The following is a 16,178-nucleotide window of genomic DNA, read 5'->3' as shown; positions in this document are numbered from 1 at the left end:
GGTCAACCCTTCCTGGTGCGCTCGTGCGCTGTCTGCGGGCGGCGAGCCCGTCCGCGTCGACACGGACGTAGTTACGGCCGTGTGGGGAAGCCGAACGTTACGACGCCCCCGGACCACCTGTCAACCTGCGGTCGAGGGTTCACGGCGGGTGCCGGGGGCCCCACCGGGCGCGAGCGGTGTCAGACGAAGTCGTCGGGATCGACGGATTCGAGGAAGTCCTTGAACTCGTCGATGATCTCGGCCGCGTCCTCCTCGGGTTCCTCCGGAGGATCCTGGCCGTGCTCCGCGATCAGCTCGTCGCCGGCGAACAGCGGCGCACCGCACCGGACGGCGAGGGCGATCGCGTCGGACGGCCGGGACGACAGCACCTTGTCGCCGGCGGCGGAGGTGAGGTGCACCTCGGCGTAGAACGTCCGCTCGACGATCTCGGTGACCACGATGCGCTCGATCGAGGCGCCCAGCTCGTCGAGCGCGGTGAGGAAGAGATCGTGGGTGAACGGGCGCGGCGGCTCGATGCCCTCCAGCGCGTAGTGGATCGCCGTCGCCTCGGGACTCCCGATGTAGATCGGGAGCAGACGGTGACGGCCGCTCTGCTCACGCAGCAGCACCATCGGGGTGTTCGCCGGGACTTCGACCCGGACTCCGACCAGTTCGACGGGGACCACGATCCGATCGTATCGCGTCGAGGCTCCCGGTGACCGGCGTGGGGCGGTCGGCGTCAACGATCGAGGTGCTGGCGCAGCAGCGTGCGCATCATCGCGGCGCGCAGCTGGCCTCCGTGGGTGGAGAGCTCGGTGAGCTGCGCGATCGCGTGCTCGTTCGCCTGCGGGTTGCGCTGGCGCAGCAGGGGTTGGATGATCTGCTCGAACAACCCCGCCTCGCGATCGGCCGCGACCTTCCAGCCGCGCAGGTGGCGGGCGTCGAGCCCGAGGTCGAAGAACCGCTTCGCGATGCGTGCGATCTCGAGCGCGTCCTCGTCGTAGGAGCCTCCGGCGCCCGGTCCGAGCACGCCGTACGACTCGAGTTGCTCGAGCTGGTCGGCGCCGAGGCCCGACATCGAGCGCAGCTCGGACGAGTCGAGCACCACGCCGGGGGCCAGCAGACCACCGCTGTCGTCGCGCCCGGGCGTCGGCGTGGTGGCGGGGGCGGCGTCGCGTGGCGATCCCGATGACGCAGAGGCCGCGACGGGCGAGCTCGAGCTCTCGACCGATCGGGTCGCGGCCGGGTGCCGCGACGTGCCGAGGGTCCCGTCGGATGCAGGGCGCTGCTCGTCGGGCAGCTCGGTCGGGCGGGAGTTGTCGTTCGTGGGGTCGATCTCTCCGGTGTCGAGTCGGTCCTTGATCACCTTGAGCGGCAGGAAGTTGTCCTTCTGCTCGCGCAGGATGCAGCGCAGCAGCTCGACGTCCGCGTCGTAGAACTTGCGGTAGCCCGACGCGGTTCGCTCCGGTTCGATCAGGCCCTGGCTCTCGAGGAACCGGATCTTGGAGATGGTGACGTCGGGGAACTCCTCGAGCAGCAGCGACAGCACCTCGCCGATCGACAGGTGGCTGGGTGACGTCGCCGTGGGAGAGGTGCGGGCCGGGTGCTGGTCAGGCATCGGTCCGCTCGAAGAAGACGAGTCGGAACTTGCCGACCTGGAGCTCGTCGCCGTGGCGCAGCGCCACCTGGTCGATCCGCTCCTGGTTGACGTAGGTGCCGTTGAGCGATCCGGCGTCGGTCGCCACGTAGCCGTCGGGCGTCCGCTCGATGTCGACGTGGCGACGCGACACCGTGATGTCGTCGAGGCTGATCTCGCTGTCGGGGTGTCGCCCGAGGCGGGTGAGGTCGCGCTCGAGGTGGAAGCGGTCACCGGCCTGCTCGCCCGCCCGGACGATCAGGACTCCGACCTCCACCGGGAGCTCGCCGACGGGGACGACGAGGTCGTCGTCGGATCCGGGAGCGTCCTGGAGCGGGTCGATGCGCGTGAGGTTGATCGTGCGGTCGTCGAGCGTGTCGAGCGGGGAACCGCAGCTCGAGCAGAAGGCGCTCGTCGGCGGGTTGCGGTGACCGCACTGGTTGCAGAAGACGTACTCGCTCATCGTGGAACCGTCACCCCTCCGTGAGCTGCTCGTACCCGCCGGCGTCGAGCAGCTCCTCGTACTCCGACGGAACGGACATCTCGATCGTGCAGATCCAGCCGTCGCCGTAGGGGTCGGAGTTGAGCAGCTCGGGCTCGTTCTCCAGCCGCTCGTTGATCGAGGTGATCGTCCCGGTCACGGGTGCGTAGACGTCGCTCACCGACTTGGTGCTCTCCACCTCGGTGAACGTCTCGCTCGCGGCGACCGGGAGCCCCACGTCGGGAGCCTCGACGAACACCACGTCGCCGAGGGCATCCTGCGCGTAGTCGGTGATGCCGATCGTGACCACGTCACCTCCGGACTCGCGACGGATCCACTCGTGGTCGGAGGAGTAGCGGAGGTCGGTGGGGATGTTCATCGAGTCGTTCGCTTCTCGTGGAGGGTGAGGGTCTGCGCGCGCCCGGCGGTGATCCCGGCGCGGACCTGTGGAACATAGTTGATCGCGGTCCACCAGCTGATGACGAGTCCCGGGATGCCGATGACCCACGCGAGCACCTCGAAGAACGGCGCCTCCCAGACGTCGGTCGAGCCGATCAGGAAGCTCGGGACGGCCCCCATCAGCATGAACGTGGCGACCTTGCCCCACCAGGTCACGCCGAAGCGCTGCATCTTCAGGAACAGCGTGGAGAACGCCATCACGACGCCCACGATCAGCTCGCGCGCGAGCACGGCGAGCGCGAACCAGAGCGGGATCGACCCGTCGACGATGATCGCGGTCACCGCGACCAGGAACAGCAGCCGGTCGACGACGGGATCGAAGATCTTCCCGAACTCGCTGCCCTGGTCGAAGCGCCGTGCGACGTAGCCGTCGATCCAGTCGGTGCTGCCGAGCCCGGCGAGCAGCCAGGCGGCGCCGGCGCGGTTCTCCTGGCCGAACAGCAGGTAGAGGAAGAGCGGGAGGCACAGCAGGCGGATCAGGGTGAACAGGTTGGGCCACGTCCACAGGCGATCGAAGACCCCCTCGACGACGGGCTCGGTCGCCGGTCCGGCGGTCGCGTCGGGCTGGCTCACTCCGGCCAGCGTACGCGTCGGCCGCGGTCGATCCGGCATGATCGGGAGGTGGCCACCATCTTCTCGAAGATCATCGACGGCGAGATCCCCGGCACGTTCGTGCACCGCGACGACCTCTGCGTCGCGTTCCTGTCGATCAACCCGATGGCGCCGGGCCACGTCCTGGTCGTCCCGGTGGAGGAGGTCGATCACTGGATCGACGCCTCGCCCGAGCTCTCGGCGCACCTGTTCGCCGTGTCGCACCGGATCGCGACGGCCCAGCACGCGGCGTTCGGGTGCGAACGGGTGGGGATGATCATCGCCGGGTACGAGGTCCCGCATGCCCACGTCCACCTGGTGCCGACGAACGAGATGAGCGAGCTGAGCTTCGCGAACGCCGCGGCGTCGGTCGCGCACGACGACCTCGAGTCGTGGGCGCAGCGCATCCGCGACGAGCTCTGACGCGCCGACCGCCACCGACCCGTCGGGCGCCCGTCGCACGTGGGGTCCGACCCCCATCGGCGGCGCGACCCGGTCAGGCGGGTTCGACGAGGTGGGCGGCGTTGTTGCGCACGTCGTTGACGTCGGTGGTGACGGGGTGCATCTCGAGCACCCCGTCGTGGCGAGCCGCGAACAGGTCCTTCACGGTGTCGACGTCGCGGTTGTCGGGATCGAGCCACTGCGCCCAGCGGTCGCGCGGCACGATCACCGGCATCCGGTCGTGGATCGCCGACATCGTCTCGTTCGCGCTGGTGGTGAGCACGGTCGCCGACTGCAGCCAGCGCCCGTCCGGGTCGTCGCGGTCCTTCCACAGCGTCCACAGCCCGGCCACGGCCAGCGGGTCGTCGTCGACGCACGAGATGAAGAACGGTCGCTTGACCGGCGCGCCCTTCGCGGTGCGCGGGCCGTCGGGGTCGCCGGCGGCCCACTCGTAGAACCCGTCCATCGGGATCAGCAGGCGGCGCTCGTGGAACAGCTTCGAGAACGACCGCTTCTCGTCGAGCGTCTCGGAGCGGGCGTTGATCATGCGCGACGCGATCTTGCGGTCCTTCGCCCAGCTCGGGATCAGACCCCAGTGGAAGGCGCGCAGCGCCGGCCCGGCGGTGTCGTCGCGGTCGACGACCACCCCGTAGACGTCGTGGGTCGGCGCGACGTTGTAGTTCTCGCCCAGCCCGTCGACCTCGAGCGCCGCCGCGAAGTGGTTCGCGATCTCCTCGGGCGGGCTCGCGGCGACGAAGCGTCCGCACATCTCAGCGGCCCCCCGTGGCCACCGTGACGAGGTCGCGCGCGAGGTCGGCGACGGAGTCGTCGCGCAACCGGTACCACACCCACCGCCCGCGCTTGTCGCCTTCGACGAAGCCCGCCTCGGCGAGGACGCGCAGGTGGTGCGACACCGTGGGCTGCGAGCGGCCCAGGGGCTCCACGAAGTCGCACGCGCACACCTCGCCGTCGTCGGACCCCGCGAGGATCGACAGGATCCGCAGGCGCACCGGGTCGGCGAGCGCCGAGACGCGCCCGGCCATCACGATCGATTCGTCGGCGTCCATCGCCTCGCCTCCGGTCTCGCGGCACCGCCGTCGGGCGACGTCGGGTCGAGCGACGTCGGTGCGATCGAGGCGATCGACGAGGATGCGGTCGAGGACGGGGTCGGTTCTGACATGCTGGCGGTGATCGATCGGCTCGTGACGTTTCGTCCGGCTCGTCAACCGTACCGGGGATCGACGCCGCAGAATGGACGAGCTCCCCACCCCGATCGCCCCTCCCCCGGTCGACCTCGGCCGTCGCCTCGTCGCCGAGGGCATCGGGAGCGCCCTGCTCGTGGTCGCCGTCATCGGGTCGGGGATCACGGCCGAGACGCTCTCGCCCGACGACGTCGGGCTGCAGCTCCTGGAGAACGCCGCGGCCACCGCCGGGGCGCTGATCGGGTTGATCGTGATGTTCGCGACTGTGTCCGGAGCGCACTTCAACCCCGCGGTGACGCTCGTCGAGCGCCTCCTCTCGACGATGTCGACCCGCGACGCCGCCGCCTACGCGCTCGTCCAGGTGGTCGGCGGCTGCATCGGCGCGATCCTGGCGAACGCGATGTTCACCGCGCGGACCGGGCTCGGGTGGGTGTCGGTGTCGACCCGGTCGCGCGACTCGGGTGGCGAGCTGCTGGCCGAGGTCGTGGCGACCATCGGGTTGATCCTCGTGATCCACGGCGCCGTGCGACACGCCCGCCCCCACGTCGTGGCGGTCGCCGTCGGGGTGTGGATCGGCGGGGCCTACTTCTTCACCTCCTCGACGAGCTTCGCCAACCCGATGATCGCGGTGGCGCGCACCCTGTCGGACACCTTCGCGGGGATCGCGCCGGCGTCGGCGCCGGGGTTCGTCGCCGCTCAGGTCGTCGGAGCGCTGGTGGCCACGGCGCTCGTGCGGTACCTGTTCGCGCCGACCCGACGCTGACCCGTGCGGGCACCGGCGTGGCGGTCGGCCCGGGCGTGGAGGCGTCGGCGTGACATGATCGATCGATGTCGAGGTTCACGGTCGATCAGCCACTCCGCTTCGGGATCTTCCTGCCGCCGATGCACCTCACGGGCACCAACCCGACGCTCGCGCTGCACCGCGACCTGGAGCTCGTCGAGCTGCTCGACCGCCTTGGGTACCACGAAGCGTGGATCGGGGAGCACCACTCCGGTGGCTCGGAGCTGATCGCCAGCCCCGAGCTGTTCATCGCGGCGGCCGCCGAGCGCACCCGGCACATCAAGCTGGGGACCGGGGTCAACTCGCTCCCCTACCACCACCCGTTCGTGCTCGCCGACCGCATCGTCATGCTGGACCACCTCACCCGTGGGCGGATGATGTTCGGTGCGGGACCGGGGCAGCTGACCTCGGACGCGGCCATGCTCGGGATCGACCCGGCCGATCAGCGGCAGCGGATGCACGAGGCGTTCGACGTGATGATGCGGTTGTTCTCCGGCGAGACCGTCACCGAGCGGACCGAGTGGTTCACCTGCGAGGAGGCGGTCCTCCAGGTCCGCCCGTACAGCGACTTCGACGTGGCCCTCGTGTCGAGCGTGTCGCCGTCGGGATCGAAGCTCGCCGGCCGCCACGGCGTCGGCCTGATGTCGATCGCGGCGACCGAGCCGGCCGGGTTCGGGGTGCTCGACTACAACTTCCAGGTCTGGCAGGAGGAGGCGGCGCTGCACGGCCACGACGCCCCGCGCCACGACTGGCGCCTGATGGGCCCGATGCACGTCGCCGAGACCGTGGAGCAGGCGAAGGAGAACTGCCGCCACGGCCTGCAGTGGGTGTTCGACTACCTCAGCCACATCCTGCCGATGGGCGACCCGGACGACCCGCCGCCGCCGTCGGGCTACGACGCGTTCGTCGACCACCTCAACGAGACGGGGCGGATGGTGATCGGCACCCCGGAGATGGCGGTCGCGCAGATCGAGCGTCTGCAGGCCAAGACGGGCGGCTTCGGGTGCTACATGATGATGGGCGCCGACTTCGCCGACTGGCCGGCGACGAAGCGCAGCTACGAGCTGTTCGCCCACGAGGTGATGCCCCACTTCGACGGCCAGGCCGCCGCCGTCCAGGCGAGCTACGACGCGATCGTCGGGGCCGGGTCGCGCTGGGTCGACGCCACCCTCGGTGCCCAACTCACCGAGATCGGTCGCTACGAGGAGGAGCGCGCCGCTCGTTGATCGCGGCGAGCTCCTCGTGCCCGTGCGAGTTCGTCGGTCGATGTCGCAGCGGTCTGGACCGTTCCGCCCGTGACGCACGGGATCACGCTCGGCGACCGCTCCCCGACCGCCCGCGCCGCGGTCTCCTCCCCGACCTCGTCGGCGTGGTGACGTCCCCACGGGTGAGCCCACGGCCACGCGCGGCTCGGTGCTCGACGAGGTCGGTGCGGACGTCCGCCCGAACGTGTCCGCGACCGGCATCGGTAGGTTTCCGCTGGTGAGTCGGTTCGTGGGGGGTGGCGGGCCGACGCAGCTCGCGCGGATCGGGTTCGCGTTCGTGGTGTGCGCCGCGGTGGTCGGCGATCTGTCGCTGGCCGGGCTCACCGTGGAGGTGCCGTCGGCGTGGACGCTGGCGGGTCTGGTGGGGTTGTCGATCTCCGGACTCGTCGCCGTGCTTCGCTCCGATCGGGCCGTGGTCGCCGGGGCCGGTGCTTCTGTGGCGTCGGTCGTGGTGACCCTGTCGTACGTCGGGGTCGACGGTCGCCTCACGTTCCTCACCGACGCCGTCGTGCTCCCGGCGGTGGTCTTCGTGCTGCTCTCGGCCGGTGGGGCGCCCGCCCGGGTGGTCGCCGTGTGCGCGGCGCTGGCCGGCCTGTCGATCGGGGCCCGCCAGGCCAGGCCGGCGAACCAGATCATCTTGACGATGGTCGTGTTCATCGGACTGGCGGGCGCCGCGGTCGCCGTCGCGTACCTGCGGTCGCTCGATCGAGAACGGCGGGCCCGGGTCGCACTCGAGCGGCAGGCCGAACGTCTCGCCCTCGCCCGGGAGATCCACGACGTGGTCGGGCACCACGTGACCGGGATGATCGTCCTCGCTCAGGGTCGACGCTTCAGCGGCCGGCCCGATCCGTCGACGGCGGGCGGACCTGTCGACTCCACGCTCGTCGAGATCGAGGCGGCGGGCCACGAGACGATGCGGTCCGTTCGACATTTGGTCCAGGCGCTGCGGAACGAGGATGCGGACACCGTCGCGACGTGGGATGACCTCGAGCGCCTGGTGGCCGATGCGCGGTCGTCCCATCCGGGGATGGACCTGCGGCTCGTCGACGAGGTCCTCGATCCGGCTGCGTCGGAGGCGGTGTGGGTCGCGATGCGAGTGCTCCGCGAGGCCGTGACGAACGCCCGGCGCCACGGCGTCGCCGACGGCAGCGATCGCGGGTCGCTCCGGCGGACCGAGGACGGGATCCACGTCACCCTCGAGAACGGGATCGCGCCCGGGGATCGTGGTGAGGGGTTCGGTCTGCCCGGGATGCGTGAGCGGATCCAGTCGATCGGAGGGACGTTCTCGGCCGGCCCGTCGGAACCCGGTCGATGGAGGGTGGCCGCGACGATCCCCGCTGACCCGGCGGTTCGCCGATGACGACGACGACCGTCGACCACGCCGAGCGATCGCCGCTGCGGGTGCTGCTCGCCGATGACCAGTCGATGGTCCGCGCCGGGTTCTCGATGATCATCGAGAGCCAGGCCGACATGACCGTCGTCGGCGAGGCCGCCGACGGCGAGCGGTGCGTCGCGCTGGCTGCCCGGCTGCGCCCGGACGTCGTCGTGATGGACATCCGCATGCCGGTGCTCGACGGGCTCGCCGCGACACGGGCGCTCGCCGGTCCTGATGCGGTCGATCCGGTCAAGGTGGTGATCGCCACGACGTTCGACGACGACGAGTACGTCGTGACGGCCTTGCGCAACGGCGCGGTCGGGTTCATCCTGAAGGACGCAGGACCCGAGATGCTGCTGCACGCCGTCCGTGCCGCTGCGAGCGGCGAAGCCATGATCTCGCCGGCGATCACCGTGCGCTACCTCGACAGGTTCGTCGGCACGGATCGGCAGCCGTCGGCTCCGAACCCGCTGTCGGTCCGCGAGGTCGACGTCGCCCGGGCGACGGCGAGAGGGCTGACCAACCGTGAGATCGCCACGGAGCTCTTCGTGTCACCGTCGACCGTCAAGTCCCATCTCGAGAGCATCCAGGTGAAGCTGGGTCTGCGCAACCGCGTGGAGATCGCGATCTGGGTGCACGAGCACCTGCCCGTCGTCGACTGACGGTCGACACGTCGTGGCGGGGGTCGGCCGTCCGGGGGAGGTGGCGTCTCGTACGGTTCCGCCGTTCGCCCCATGTGCGCCGGTCGTGCGTCGCGCACACTCGACCACGTGCGACTCGCCTCGGTCCCCACCTTCGCCTCCTCCGGCGGGCGCCTCCCCCGGCGCATCCGATCGCCGTTCCGGACCGCGACGAGCACATCCGGCGATCGACGACCGTGGCCGATGGTGGTCGGGACCGCCGTCGGCGCGGGTGCGCTGCTCGGTCCGCTCGACCTGGCCGGCCAGGTGCACAGTCCGTACCCGTGGGCCGACCTCTTCAACTCCCCCGCCGTCTGGGCCGCAGCCGCGTTCGCGTTCGGCGCCTGGTCCCGCTCGCAGCACCTCGCGTCGATCGTGATGGTGCTGGTGGCCGTCGAGACGTACTACTTCGCCGACGTCGTGGTCCGGGGCGCCGACCGGTCCAACCTGACGTCACCCACCGCGGGGTTCTGGCTGGCGCTCGGCGTCGGCGCGGGGCTCGTCTTCGGGACCGCCGGATCCTGGATGCGGTCCTCGGTCGTCGGGAAGCGTCGCGTGGCGGCAGCGCTCCTGCCCGCGGTCTACGCGAGCGAAGCGGTCCTGCGGATCGTTCGCCACGTCACGGTCCCTCCCGGCGCAGGTTCCGACGACGAGCTCTCCGATGCCGCGATCCTGGCGGCGATCGCACTCGTCTCGCTCGCCATCGCGCTCCGACGACGAGACCGTCACGAGCGATGGCGGGTCGTCGCTGTCGCGACAGCGTTCACGGCAGCCGGATCCCTGGCCTACGTGATGATGTCCACCTGATCCTCGTCGCCGAACCGCGATCCGCCCGACGCTCGACCGACACCGCCGTGGTGACGAGCGAACGGGGGTGCGCGTCCTGCTGCGCCTGCCCGAGCCCGCGGGGACGGCCTGCGACTCGGCGCGGTGCCCACGTCACCCGGTGCGGGTGATCGTCGACCTTCGGCCGTCTCGAAGGTGCGTGACGGCGCCCGGGGGATCACCGTGACGGCACCGGTGCTGTCGACGCCTGCGCCCGAGCGGCGACCGAGACGACGTGCTCACGGAACTCCGGCGGTTCGACGATGGTGCAGGCGGCGACGAGGTTCGTGACGATGTGGGTGGGCCACTCGAAGGTGTCGGCGTCCATCGTGAGTCGACATCGATCGCGGCTCACGACGTCGACCTCGGCCCACGTTCCGTAGGCCTCTCGGACGTCGTCGGCCGGCAGGTCGATCTCGATCACCACTCGATGCACGGGGTGGTCGGCGCTCATGTCGAAGCGCACGTACTCGGCGAGGTCGGCGGCGGGCGGCGGGCGGGGGGTGAAGTGGTTGCGTCCGGGAACGGGAGCGTCGATGCGGTCGATGCGGAAGGTGCGCCATCCTCCCCGATCGGTGTCGTGCGCGACGAGGTACCAGCGCGTGCCGAGCGCGACGAGTCCGCACGGTTCGACGTAGCGGGTCGTCTCCGAGCCGTCCGCTGCGACGTAGTCGAAGCCGAGACGCACTCGGTCGCGCGCCGCCGCCGCGACGGCGTCGAGAACCGACAGCCGTGGCGAGTCGTCGTGCCGCGACGAGGTCGGTGCGGTCGTGGAGCGGACGGTCTCGGCTCGCCTGCGCTGGTCGGGACCGAGCATGGCGAGCACCTTGGTCAGCGCGCCCAGCGATGCCTCGGCCAGCTCGGTCGCTCCGCACGCCGCGGAGTGCAGCGCGGCGGCGAGCGCGGTCGCCTCGTCGTCGCCGAGGAGGAGCAGCGTGGCGCCGGTGCCGGCGCCGAGTCGGTAGCCGCCGTCGACGCCCCGGTCGGAGTCGACGGTGTAGCCCAGATCACGCAGCCGCTCGACGTCTCGTCGCAGCGTGCGTTCGGAGATCTCCAGCTGCGATGCCAGCTCGGGGCCGGGCCAGTACCGCCGTCGCTGGAGGAGCGTCAGCAACCGGAGGGTCCGTGCGGCGGTGTCGGCCATGTCCGCACGGTACTTCCCATTGCGGCCGGGAACTGACCGCTATGTCGTGCACGATGAGCTCACCGACCATCGACGATGCACAGGAGAGACGACATGACGATCACCACCACCACCCACCTCAACTTCCGTGGAGATGCCCGCCGGGCACTCGAGTTCTACCGATCCGTGTTCGGCGGCGAGCTCACCGCGTTCACGTACGAAGACGCCCGCAGCGTCGGCGACCCCGCGGACGCCGACCGGATCATGTGGGGCCAGGTCGTCTCGGAGGCCGGCTTCCGGATCATGGCCTACGACGTCCCGTCGGACCGACCGTTCGAGCGGGGGGACGGTTCGTTCTTCGTGTCCGTGCGCGCAGGGTCCGCCGACGAGATCACCGACCTGTGGAACGAGCTGTCCGGCGGCTCCGAGGTCGTCGTCGACCTCGCACCCGCCGGATGGGCACCTCTCTACGGGATGCTCAAGGACGAGTTCGGCGTCGTCTGGGTCCTCGACGTCACCGCCCCGGACAGCGGTTCCTGAGAACTCGGGCGCCCGAAGGCGTCGGCACAGCCCGCTCGTCGACGGTCGACCGGCGGCGCCGGTGGCGAGTTCGGCGACGACCCGTGAGGTGGAGGATCGCGGACCGCGACGCTCACGAGCGGTCCTCCCCCGGCGGGACCACCGCCCGGCTGCGTGCCGTCACGGGCGACGGCCGTACCGCTAGCGTCGAGCTCGAAGGATGCGTCACGCATCCCTCCCGACGAGGGGCGCACCGTACCGGCTGGAACGACGGGCGCAGGAGGATCGTCATGGCCTGGGTCGTTCTGATCATCGCAGGACTCTTCGAAGTCGCGTGGGCGAGCCTGCTGGACTCGACCAAGGGGTTCACCCGACTGTGGCCGACCGTCGGCTTCGTCGTCACGCTCGGCGTCAGCATGTACCTCTTGAGCGTCGCGACGCGCACGATCCCCGTCGGTACCGGCTACGCGGTGTGGGTCGGGATCGGTGCCGTCGGAGCGTTCCTCGTCGGTGTCCTCGTCAAGGGCGACGAGGCCGGTGTCGGCCAGACCGTGGCGATCGTGGCGTTGGTGACGTCGATCGCCGCGGTGAAGCTGACGGCCCCCTGACACTGTCCTCCCTGCCGGGTGTCACCCATGCCGGGGTGACCCGCGGATCACGGGTGTCGGATCGTGCGGCCGTCGTGGTCTCGAGGTCGGGGCTGAGGTCGCCGACGGTCGAGGGGCGGGCTGGGTGGTGGAACGCCGCGATCCACCGGAGCATCGCGTGGGCGGGAGCGTCGCACGCCCGCATGGCCGGAGCGCTCAGCGGGTACCGGCTCCCTCGACGGGACGACGAGACGACGAGACGACGAGAACCGAGGAGCGGAATCCATGAGAGCTGTCGTGTACCAGGAGCCGTACAAGGTGGCCGTCGAAGACGTCGACGACCCCAGGATCGAGGACCCCACCGATGTCGTCATCAAGATCACGACCGCGGCGATCTGCGGATCGGATCTCCACATGTACGAGGGTCGCACCGCCGCCGAGTCGGGCATCGTGTTCGGTCACGAGAACATGGGCATCGTCGAAGAGGTCGGTGATGCCGTCGCGTCGGTGAAGGTCGGCGACCGGGTGGTGCTGCCGTTCAACGTCGCGTGCGGCTTCTGCGTCAACTGCCAGCTGCACAACAAGACGGGCTTCTGCCTCACCGTGAACGAGGGCTTCGCCGGCGGGGCGTACGGCTACGTCTCGATGGGGCCGTACACCGGTGGGCAGGCCGAGTACCTGCGTGTTCCCTTCGCGGACTTCAACTGCTTGTCGCTGCCCGAGGGAGACGACCACGAGAACGACTTCGCGATGCTCGCGGACATCTTCCCGACCGGGTGGCACGGCACGGAACTGGCGGGCCTGCGGCCGGGGCAGACCATCGCGGTCTTCGGCGCCGGCCCCGTCGGTCTGATGGCTGCCTACTCGGCGATGATCAGAGGTGCCTCCCGTGTCTTCGTGGTCGACCAGGTGAGGTCCCGCCTGAAGCTGGGCGAGGAGATCGGCGCCACCGCGATCGACTTCTCCGACGGCGACCCGGTCGAGCAGATCCGCGACCAGACGGACGGCGAGGGGACCGACTGCGGAGTGGATGCCGTCGGTTACCAGGCCACCGCGGATGACGGTGAGGAGCAGCCTGCGGTCGTGTTGAACCAACTCGTCCAGACGGTGCGACCCATGGGAACCCTCGGCGTCGTGGGGCTCTACGTTCCGAGCGATCCGGGCGGGCCCACGGACCACGCGCGGAACGGCGAGCTGCTGTTCAAGATGGGCGAGTTCTTCGAGAAGGGCCAGAAGATGGGAACCGGCCAAGCCGACGTCAAGTCCTACAACCGCCAGCTCCGCGACCTGATCATCGCCGGTGTCGCCTCGCCCAGCTTCGTGGTGAGCAAGGAGATCTCCCTCGACGAGGCACCCGAAGCCTACGAGAGGTTCGACAACCGCGAGGACGGCTACTCGAAGGTCGTCATCAAACCCGGTTCGTGAACCCTCCGAACCGACCACCCCGGCACCCCCGCCGACACCCCACCCACCCATCACCACCACCAACACAGGAGTCCCTCATGGCAAGCGACCACACCGTGGCTGACGACATCGTCTTCGATCTCGTCAGCATCCAGTACCACTCGTTGAAGGCGGCGGCCGTGTACGACCGCTTCCTCCAGGATGCCCACGGCGGGGAGCACACCGACGTGGCGGAGTTCATCGAGACGTGCAAGCAGCAGGACGAGGAGCGCGCCCAGCGGTGCCACGCGTTGCTGCGGGGTCTGACGGCGGACGGGATCGGGTGACGCACGCGACGCGACCGACGACCCCTGCCACCGCGACACGGTCGACGGCCGGATCGCAGCGCCTCGATCCGGGTAGTCACGGACATCCACGCACGGAACGGACCAGGCAGGAACGAGACGAGATGAGCCCGTTGCACAGATTCACCGAGAGGATCGAGTCCGCCGAGCTGCTCGACCCCGTCGCATCGACGGTGCGCCGGCTCGCGGGCCCGCTCGGACGACCATCGATGCTGCGCGACCTGCTCACGGGACGATGGCTCGGACACAGCGTCCATCCGATGATCGTCGCCGTGCCGATCGGCAGCTGGATCGGGTCGGCGGTGCTCGACGCGACCGGCGGTTCCCCGGAGGCGTCGCGGCGACTGGTCGGCCTCGGCGCGCTGGCAGCCGTTCCGTCGACGGCGACCGGAACCGCCGACTGGTTCGACACATCGGGCGCCGAAGGGCGCGTCGGGGTCGCGCACGCCGCACTCAACGACGTCGCCGTCGCCCTGTTCGCGACGTCGTGGTACGTCCGTCGCAACGGCCGGTCCCCGTTGGCGATCGGGCTCTCCCTCGTCGGGCTCGGAGCGGTCGGGGTGGCCGGCTACCTCGGCGGCCACCTGGCGTACTCCCGCGGCGTCGGCGTGAACACGACGGCGTTCCAGTCGGGTCCGAGCGAATGGACGAGGCTGGTCGAACGAGGCGGGCTGCCCGTCGATGAGCCGGTCGGTGCGACCGTCGACGGACTCGAGTTCGTGGTCGTCGCGCGAGACGACCGCGTCGACGTGCTCGAGAGTCGCTGCACCCACCGAGGCGCGCCGCTCGCCGACGGAACCGTCGCGGGGGACTGCGTCGTGTGCCCCTGGCACGCCAGTCGCTTCGACACCGAGGACGGCACGGTCGACGCCGGCCCTGCGTCCGTACCTCAGCCCGCCTACCGGACCCGTGTCGTCGACGGGTGGGTCGAGGTGCGTCGACGGGAGGTCGGCGGCCTGCGCCGCAACCCCGTCGGTGCCTCGCGCTGACGGCTCGGTCGCACGACCCGCTCCGTCCCTTCTCGACTCGATCTCCCGGGCTCGGCTCTCCTGCCTCGACCGGACGGGACACGGCACGTCCGAAGCGGTCCGTCCCCGCCGTCTCTGACCACCCGTGCCCGTCGTGTCCTCCGCACGCCCCGGCGCGACGTCGTGGGCGAATCACCCTCGAACGAGCCGGGTAGCTGTCGTCCACGACGCGACGACGCGTCAGCGAAGGAGGACAGACCATGCCGAAGGACCGCGACCCGGGACCATCCGTGAAGGACCCTGAGCAGTACGAGGCCCTGCGCGACGACGGGATGAGCAAGGAGAAGGCGGCACGGATCTCGAACGCCTCGGCGAACCAGGGTCGCGAGGAGGTCGCTCGGCGCGGCGGACACGCCGAGGCCTACGAAGATCGGACGAAGGACGAATTGATGCAGAGGGCTCGTGAGCTCGACATCGCCGGCCGTTCGTCGATGAACAAGGCAGAACTCGTCGATGCGCTGCGGAACCACTGACGAACCCGGGGCTGGTGAGCTGTGCCCGACGACAGCGCCCCGACGCCGTCGGGATCGGCCTCCGGAGTCTGTCACCCGCCCGTCCGCCGCCGGGCACCTCGACGGCCCTGACCGGAGGAGATGTCCTCCGGCCAGGGCCCATCCGCGTCGGGCTGAACTGGATCCGATTCGCGGACCGCTGACGGTTCTGGAGCGGGCCAGCCCGATCGTCGGTGCCGGTCCTTCTCGGCTGTGACGGCGCGGAGGCGCCGTCGATGTGCGTGGTCCGAGGCGTGTGGGTAGGTGGCTGTCTCAGCCGCAGGTCAGGGGTTCGCGAGTCGCTCGAAGCGCTGACGTGCGCCTTGGCGGGTCATGCCGAGCTGCGTTCCGATGACCCTGACCACGCTCGCGTGGAACTCCCCATAAGGCCCCGTCGCGGCGGGCACGAAGTGCTGCGGCCTCGATGCGGCTCTCGGCATCGCGACGTGCCGCCGCAGCGGCACGAAGCTCCGTCAGTGCGTCGTGTTCGGTCACGAGTCGCTCGTCCTCCAGACGACGGGTCGGGTCGTGCGGGTGGGGTCGATCACCGCCGGGTTCTGTCCGCTCCCCATCTCGCAGTGGTCGACGCTCTCGCACGTTCACTGTCGCCCAAACCGCTGCACTGCTCGGGACCACAAGGGCGGCCACCCTTCGACTCATCCGAGAAGGAGCGATTCCTGCACACCGTCATGATGGCCGAATTGAAGTTCGTCGGTCTGTCTTCGCCTACCTGGCGGAGGTGCAGTCGTGAGCCGGTCGGTAACTCCCACCGACTTGGCCGTCGGCGCGTCCCTAGCCGGCGACGGTCAGGCTGGCCGACCGCTTCTCGTGAACATCGAACGCGCTGCCGAGATCCTGGCGATCAGTCGCACGTCGGTCTACCAACTCCTCTAGCGCGACGAACTTGTACCGATTCGCATCGGACGAAGCGTCCGGTTCTCAATCGCTCAACTTGAGGACTTCGTGT

At 70.1% G+C, this 16,178-nt stretch carries 21 protein-coding genes; 13 read left to right on the top strand and 8 right to left on the bottom strand.

What is annotated here, in order from left to right; genetic code table 11:
• Nucleotides 1-179: 179 nt before the first annotated feature.
• From ACOOHC_RS10025 to ACOOHC_RS10005, 5 genes are read right to left on the bottom strand one after another with little or no spacing between them, the layout of a single operon-like run.
• Nucleotides 180-665, bottom strand: coding sequence for a bifunctional nuclease family protein (locus ACOOHC_RS10025; protein ID WP_420450263.1), 486 nt, complete (start codon nt 663-665; stop codon nt 180-182).
• Between the two features lie 53 nt (nt 666-718).
• Entirely contained in the window at nt 719-1,597 is an 879-nt protein-coding gene (locus tag ACOOHC_RS10020) for a MerR family transcriptional regulator (protein ID WP_420450262.1), read from the bottom strand.
• Nucleotides 1,590-2,078: an FHA domain-containing protein gene (locus ACOOHC_RS10015; RefSeq protein WP_420450261.1), complete on the bottom strand. Its 489-nt coding sequence runs from the start codon at nt 2,076-2,078 to the stop codon at nt 1,590-1,592. The genes ACOOHC_RS10020 and ACOOHC_RS10015 overlap by 8 nt, the downstream gene beginning before the upstream one ends.
• Nucleotides 2,079-2,088: 10 nt before the next feature.
• Nucleotides 2,089-2,475 carry a glycine cleavage system protein GcvH gene (gcvH, locus tag ACOOHC_RS10010; protein WP_420450260.1) on the bottom strand — a complete coding sequence of 129 codons (387 nt, stop codon included), beginning with the start codon at nt 2,473-2,475 and terminating at the stop codon, nt 2,089-2,091.
• Nucleotides 2,472-3,128: a CDP-alcohol phosphatidyltransferase family protein gene (locus ACOOHC_RS10005; RefSeq protein ID WP_420450259.1), complete on the bottom strand. Its 657-nt coding sequence runs from the start codon at nt 3,126-3,128 to the stop codon at nt 2,472-2,474. Before ACOOHC_RS10005 ends, gcvH begins: the two co-directional genes overlap by 4 nt.
• 48 nt (nt 3,129-3,176) lie before the next feature.
• Here ACOOHC_RS10005 and ACOOHC_RS10000 point away from each other — a divergent pair, with 48 nt between their 5' ends.
• Nucleotides 3,177-3,569 carry an HIT family protein gene (locus ACOOHC_RS10000; RefSeq protein ID WP_420450258.1) on the top strand — a complete coding sequence of 131 codons (393 nt, stop codon included), beginning with the start codon at nt 3,177-3,179 and terminating at the stop codon, nt 3,567-3,569.
• Between the two features lie 73 nt (nt 3,570-3,642).
• Here ACOOHC_RS10000 and ACOOHC_RS09995 read toward each other — a convergent pair whose 3' ends face one another.
• Both ACOOHC_RS09995 and ACOOHC_RS09990 read right to left on the bottom strand, forming a co-directional pair.
• On the bottom strand, nt 3,643-4,356 hold the full coding sequence (locus tag ACOOHC_RS09995; RefSeq protein ID WP_420450257.1) for an SOS response-associated peptidase: 714 nt from the start codon (nt 4,354-4,356) through the stop codon (nt 3,643-3,645).
• Nucleotide 4,357: 1 nt separating this feature from the next.
• Nucleotides 4,358-4,654 (bottom strand): ArsR/SmtB family transcription factor, encoded by a 297-nt coding sequence (locus ACOOHC_RS09990; protein ID WP_420450256.1) that lies wholly within the window; start codon nt 4,652-4,654, stop codon nt 4,358-4,360.
• A gap of 184 nt (nt 4,655-4,838) precedes the next feature.
• Between ACOOHC_RS09990 and ACOOHC_RS09985 the strand changes: the two genes are divergently transcribed.
• The 5 genes from ACOOHC_RS09985 to ACOOHC_RS09965 all read left to right on the top strand — a co-directional run bounded on the left by ACOOHC_RS09985 (nt 4,839) and on the right by ACOOHC_RS09965 (nt 9,697).
• The gene (locus ACOOHC_RS09985) at nt 4,839-5,552 is read left to right on the top strand and encodes an aquaporin (RefSeq protein WP_420450255.1); all 714 of its coding nucleotides are present in this window, start codon (nt 4,839-4,841) and stop codon (nt 5,550-5,552) included.
• A gap of 65 nt (nt 5,553-5,617) precedes the next feature.
• A complete protein-coding gene (locus ACOOHC_RS09980; protein WP_420450254.1) occupies nt 5,618-6,796 on the top strand; it encodes an LLM class flavin-dependent oxidoreductase in 1,179 nt (392 codons plus the stop codon).
• 256 nt (nt 6,797-7,052) lie between these two features.
• Nucleotides 7,053-8,195, top strand: coding sequence for a sensor histidine kinase (locus ACOOHC_RS09975; protein WP_420450253.1), 1,143 nt, complete (start codon nt 7,053-7,055; stop codon nt 8,193-8,195).
• The gene (locus tag ACOOHC_RS09970) at nt 8,192-8,872 is read left to right on the top strand and encodes a response regulator (RefSeq protein WP_420450252.1); all 681 of its coding nucleotides are present in this window, start codon (nt 8,192-8,194) and stop codon (nt 8,870-8,872) included. The genes ACOOHC_RS09975 and ACOOHC_RS09970 overlap by 4 nt, the downstream gene beginning before the upstream one ends.
• A 108-nt stretch (nt 8,873-8,980) precedes the next feature.
• Complete coding sequence (locus tag ACOOHC_RS09965; RefSeq protein ID WP_420450251.1) at nt 8,981-9,697, top strand: DUF6518 family protein; 717 nt, start codon at nt 8,981-8,983, stop codon at nt 9,695-9,697.
• Between the two features lie 196 nt (nt 9,698-9,893).
• Here the strand turns inward: ACOOHC_RS09965 and ACOOHC_RS09960 are convergent, their stop codons facing one another.
• On the bottom strand, nt 9,894-10,859 hold the full coding sequence (locus tag ACOOHC_RS09960) for a helix-turn-helix transcriptional regulator (protein ID WP_420450250.1): 966 nt from the start codon (nt 10,857-10,859) through the stop codon (nt 9,894-9,896).
• Nucleotides 10,860-10,952: 93 nt separating this feature from the next.
• Between ACOOHC_RS09960 and ACOOHC_RS09955 the strand changes: the two genes are divergently transcribed.
• From ACOOHC_RS09955 to ACOOHC_RS09925, 7 genes are all read left to right on the top strand, one after another.
• The gene (locus ACOOHC_RS09955; protein WP_420450249.1) at nt 10,953-11,378 is read left to right on the top strand and encodes a VOC family protein; all 426 of its coding nucleotides are present in this window, start codon (nt 10,953-10,955) and stop codon (nt 11,376-11,378) included.
• A 269-nt stretch (nt 11,379-11,647) separates the two neighbouring features.
• A complete protein-coding gene (locus tag ACOOHC_RS09950) occupies nt 11,648-11,965 on the top strand; it encodes a DMT family transporter (RefSeq protein ID WP_420450248.1) in 318 nt (105 codons plus the stop codon).
• Nucleotides 11,966-12,229: 264 nt separating this feature from the next.
• Nucleotides 12,230-13,369 (top strand): glutathione-independent formaldehyde dehydrogenase, encoded by a 1,140-nt coding sequence (locus ACOOHC_RS09945; protein ID WP_420450247.1) that lies wholly within the window; start codon nt 12,230-12,232, stop codon nt 13,367-13,369.
• A gap of 77 nt (nt 13,370-13,446) precedes the next feature.
• Nucleotides 13,447-13,674 carry a hypothetical protein gene (locus ACOOHC_RS09940; protein WP_420450246.1) on the top strand — a complete coding sequence of 76 codons (228 nt, stop codon included), beginning with the start codon at nt 13,447-13,449 and terminating at the stop codon, nt 13,672-13,674.
• The gene (locus tag ACOOHC_RS09935; RefSeq protein ID WP_420450245.1) at nt 13,671-14,681 is read left to right on the top strand and encodes a Rieske 2Fe-2S domain-containing protein; all 1,011 of its coding nucleotides are present in this window, start codon (nt 13,671-13,673) and stop codon (nt 14,679-14,681) included. The genes ACOOHC_RS09940 and ACOOHC_RS09935 overlap by 4 nt, the downstream gene beginning before the upstream one ends.
• A 239-nt stretch (nt 14,682-14,920) precedes the next feature.
• On the top strand, nt 14,921-15,193 hold the full coding sequence (locus ACOOHC_RS09930) for a DUF7218 family protein (protein ID WP_420450244.1): 273 nt from the start codon (nt 14,921-14,923) through the stop codon (nt 15,191-15,193).
• 442 nt (nt 15,194-15,635) lie between these two features.
• Nucleotides 15,636-15,962 carry a helix-turn-helix domain-containing protein gene (locus ACOOHC_RS09925; RefSeq protein ID WP_420450243.1) on the top strand — a complete coding sequence of 109 codons (327 nt, stop codon included), beginning with the start codon at nt 15,636-15,638 and terminating at the stop codon, nt 15,960-15,962.
• Nucleotides 15,963-16,178: the final 216 nt, after the last annotated feature.

This window comes from Ilumatobacter sp. (assembly GCF_965215205.1).
In the GTDB taxonomy this organism is placed as follows: domain Bacteria; phylum Actinomycetota; class Acidimicrobiia; order Acidimicrobiales; family Ilumatobacteraceae; genus Ilumatobacter_A.
The sequence above is the reverse complement of the archived record's forward strand: the minus strand, read 5'-3'. Positions and strand labels throughout refer to the sequence as shown.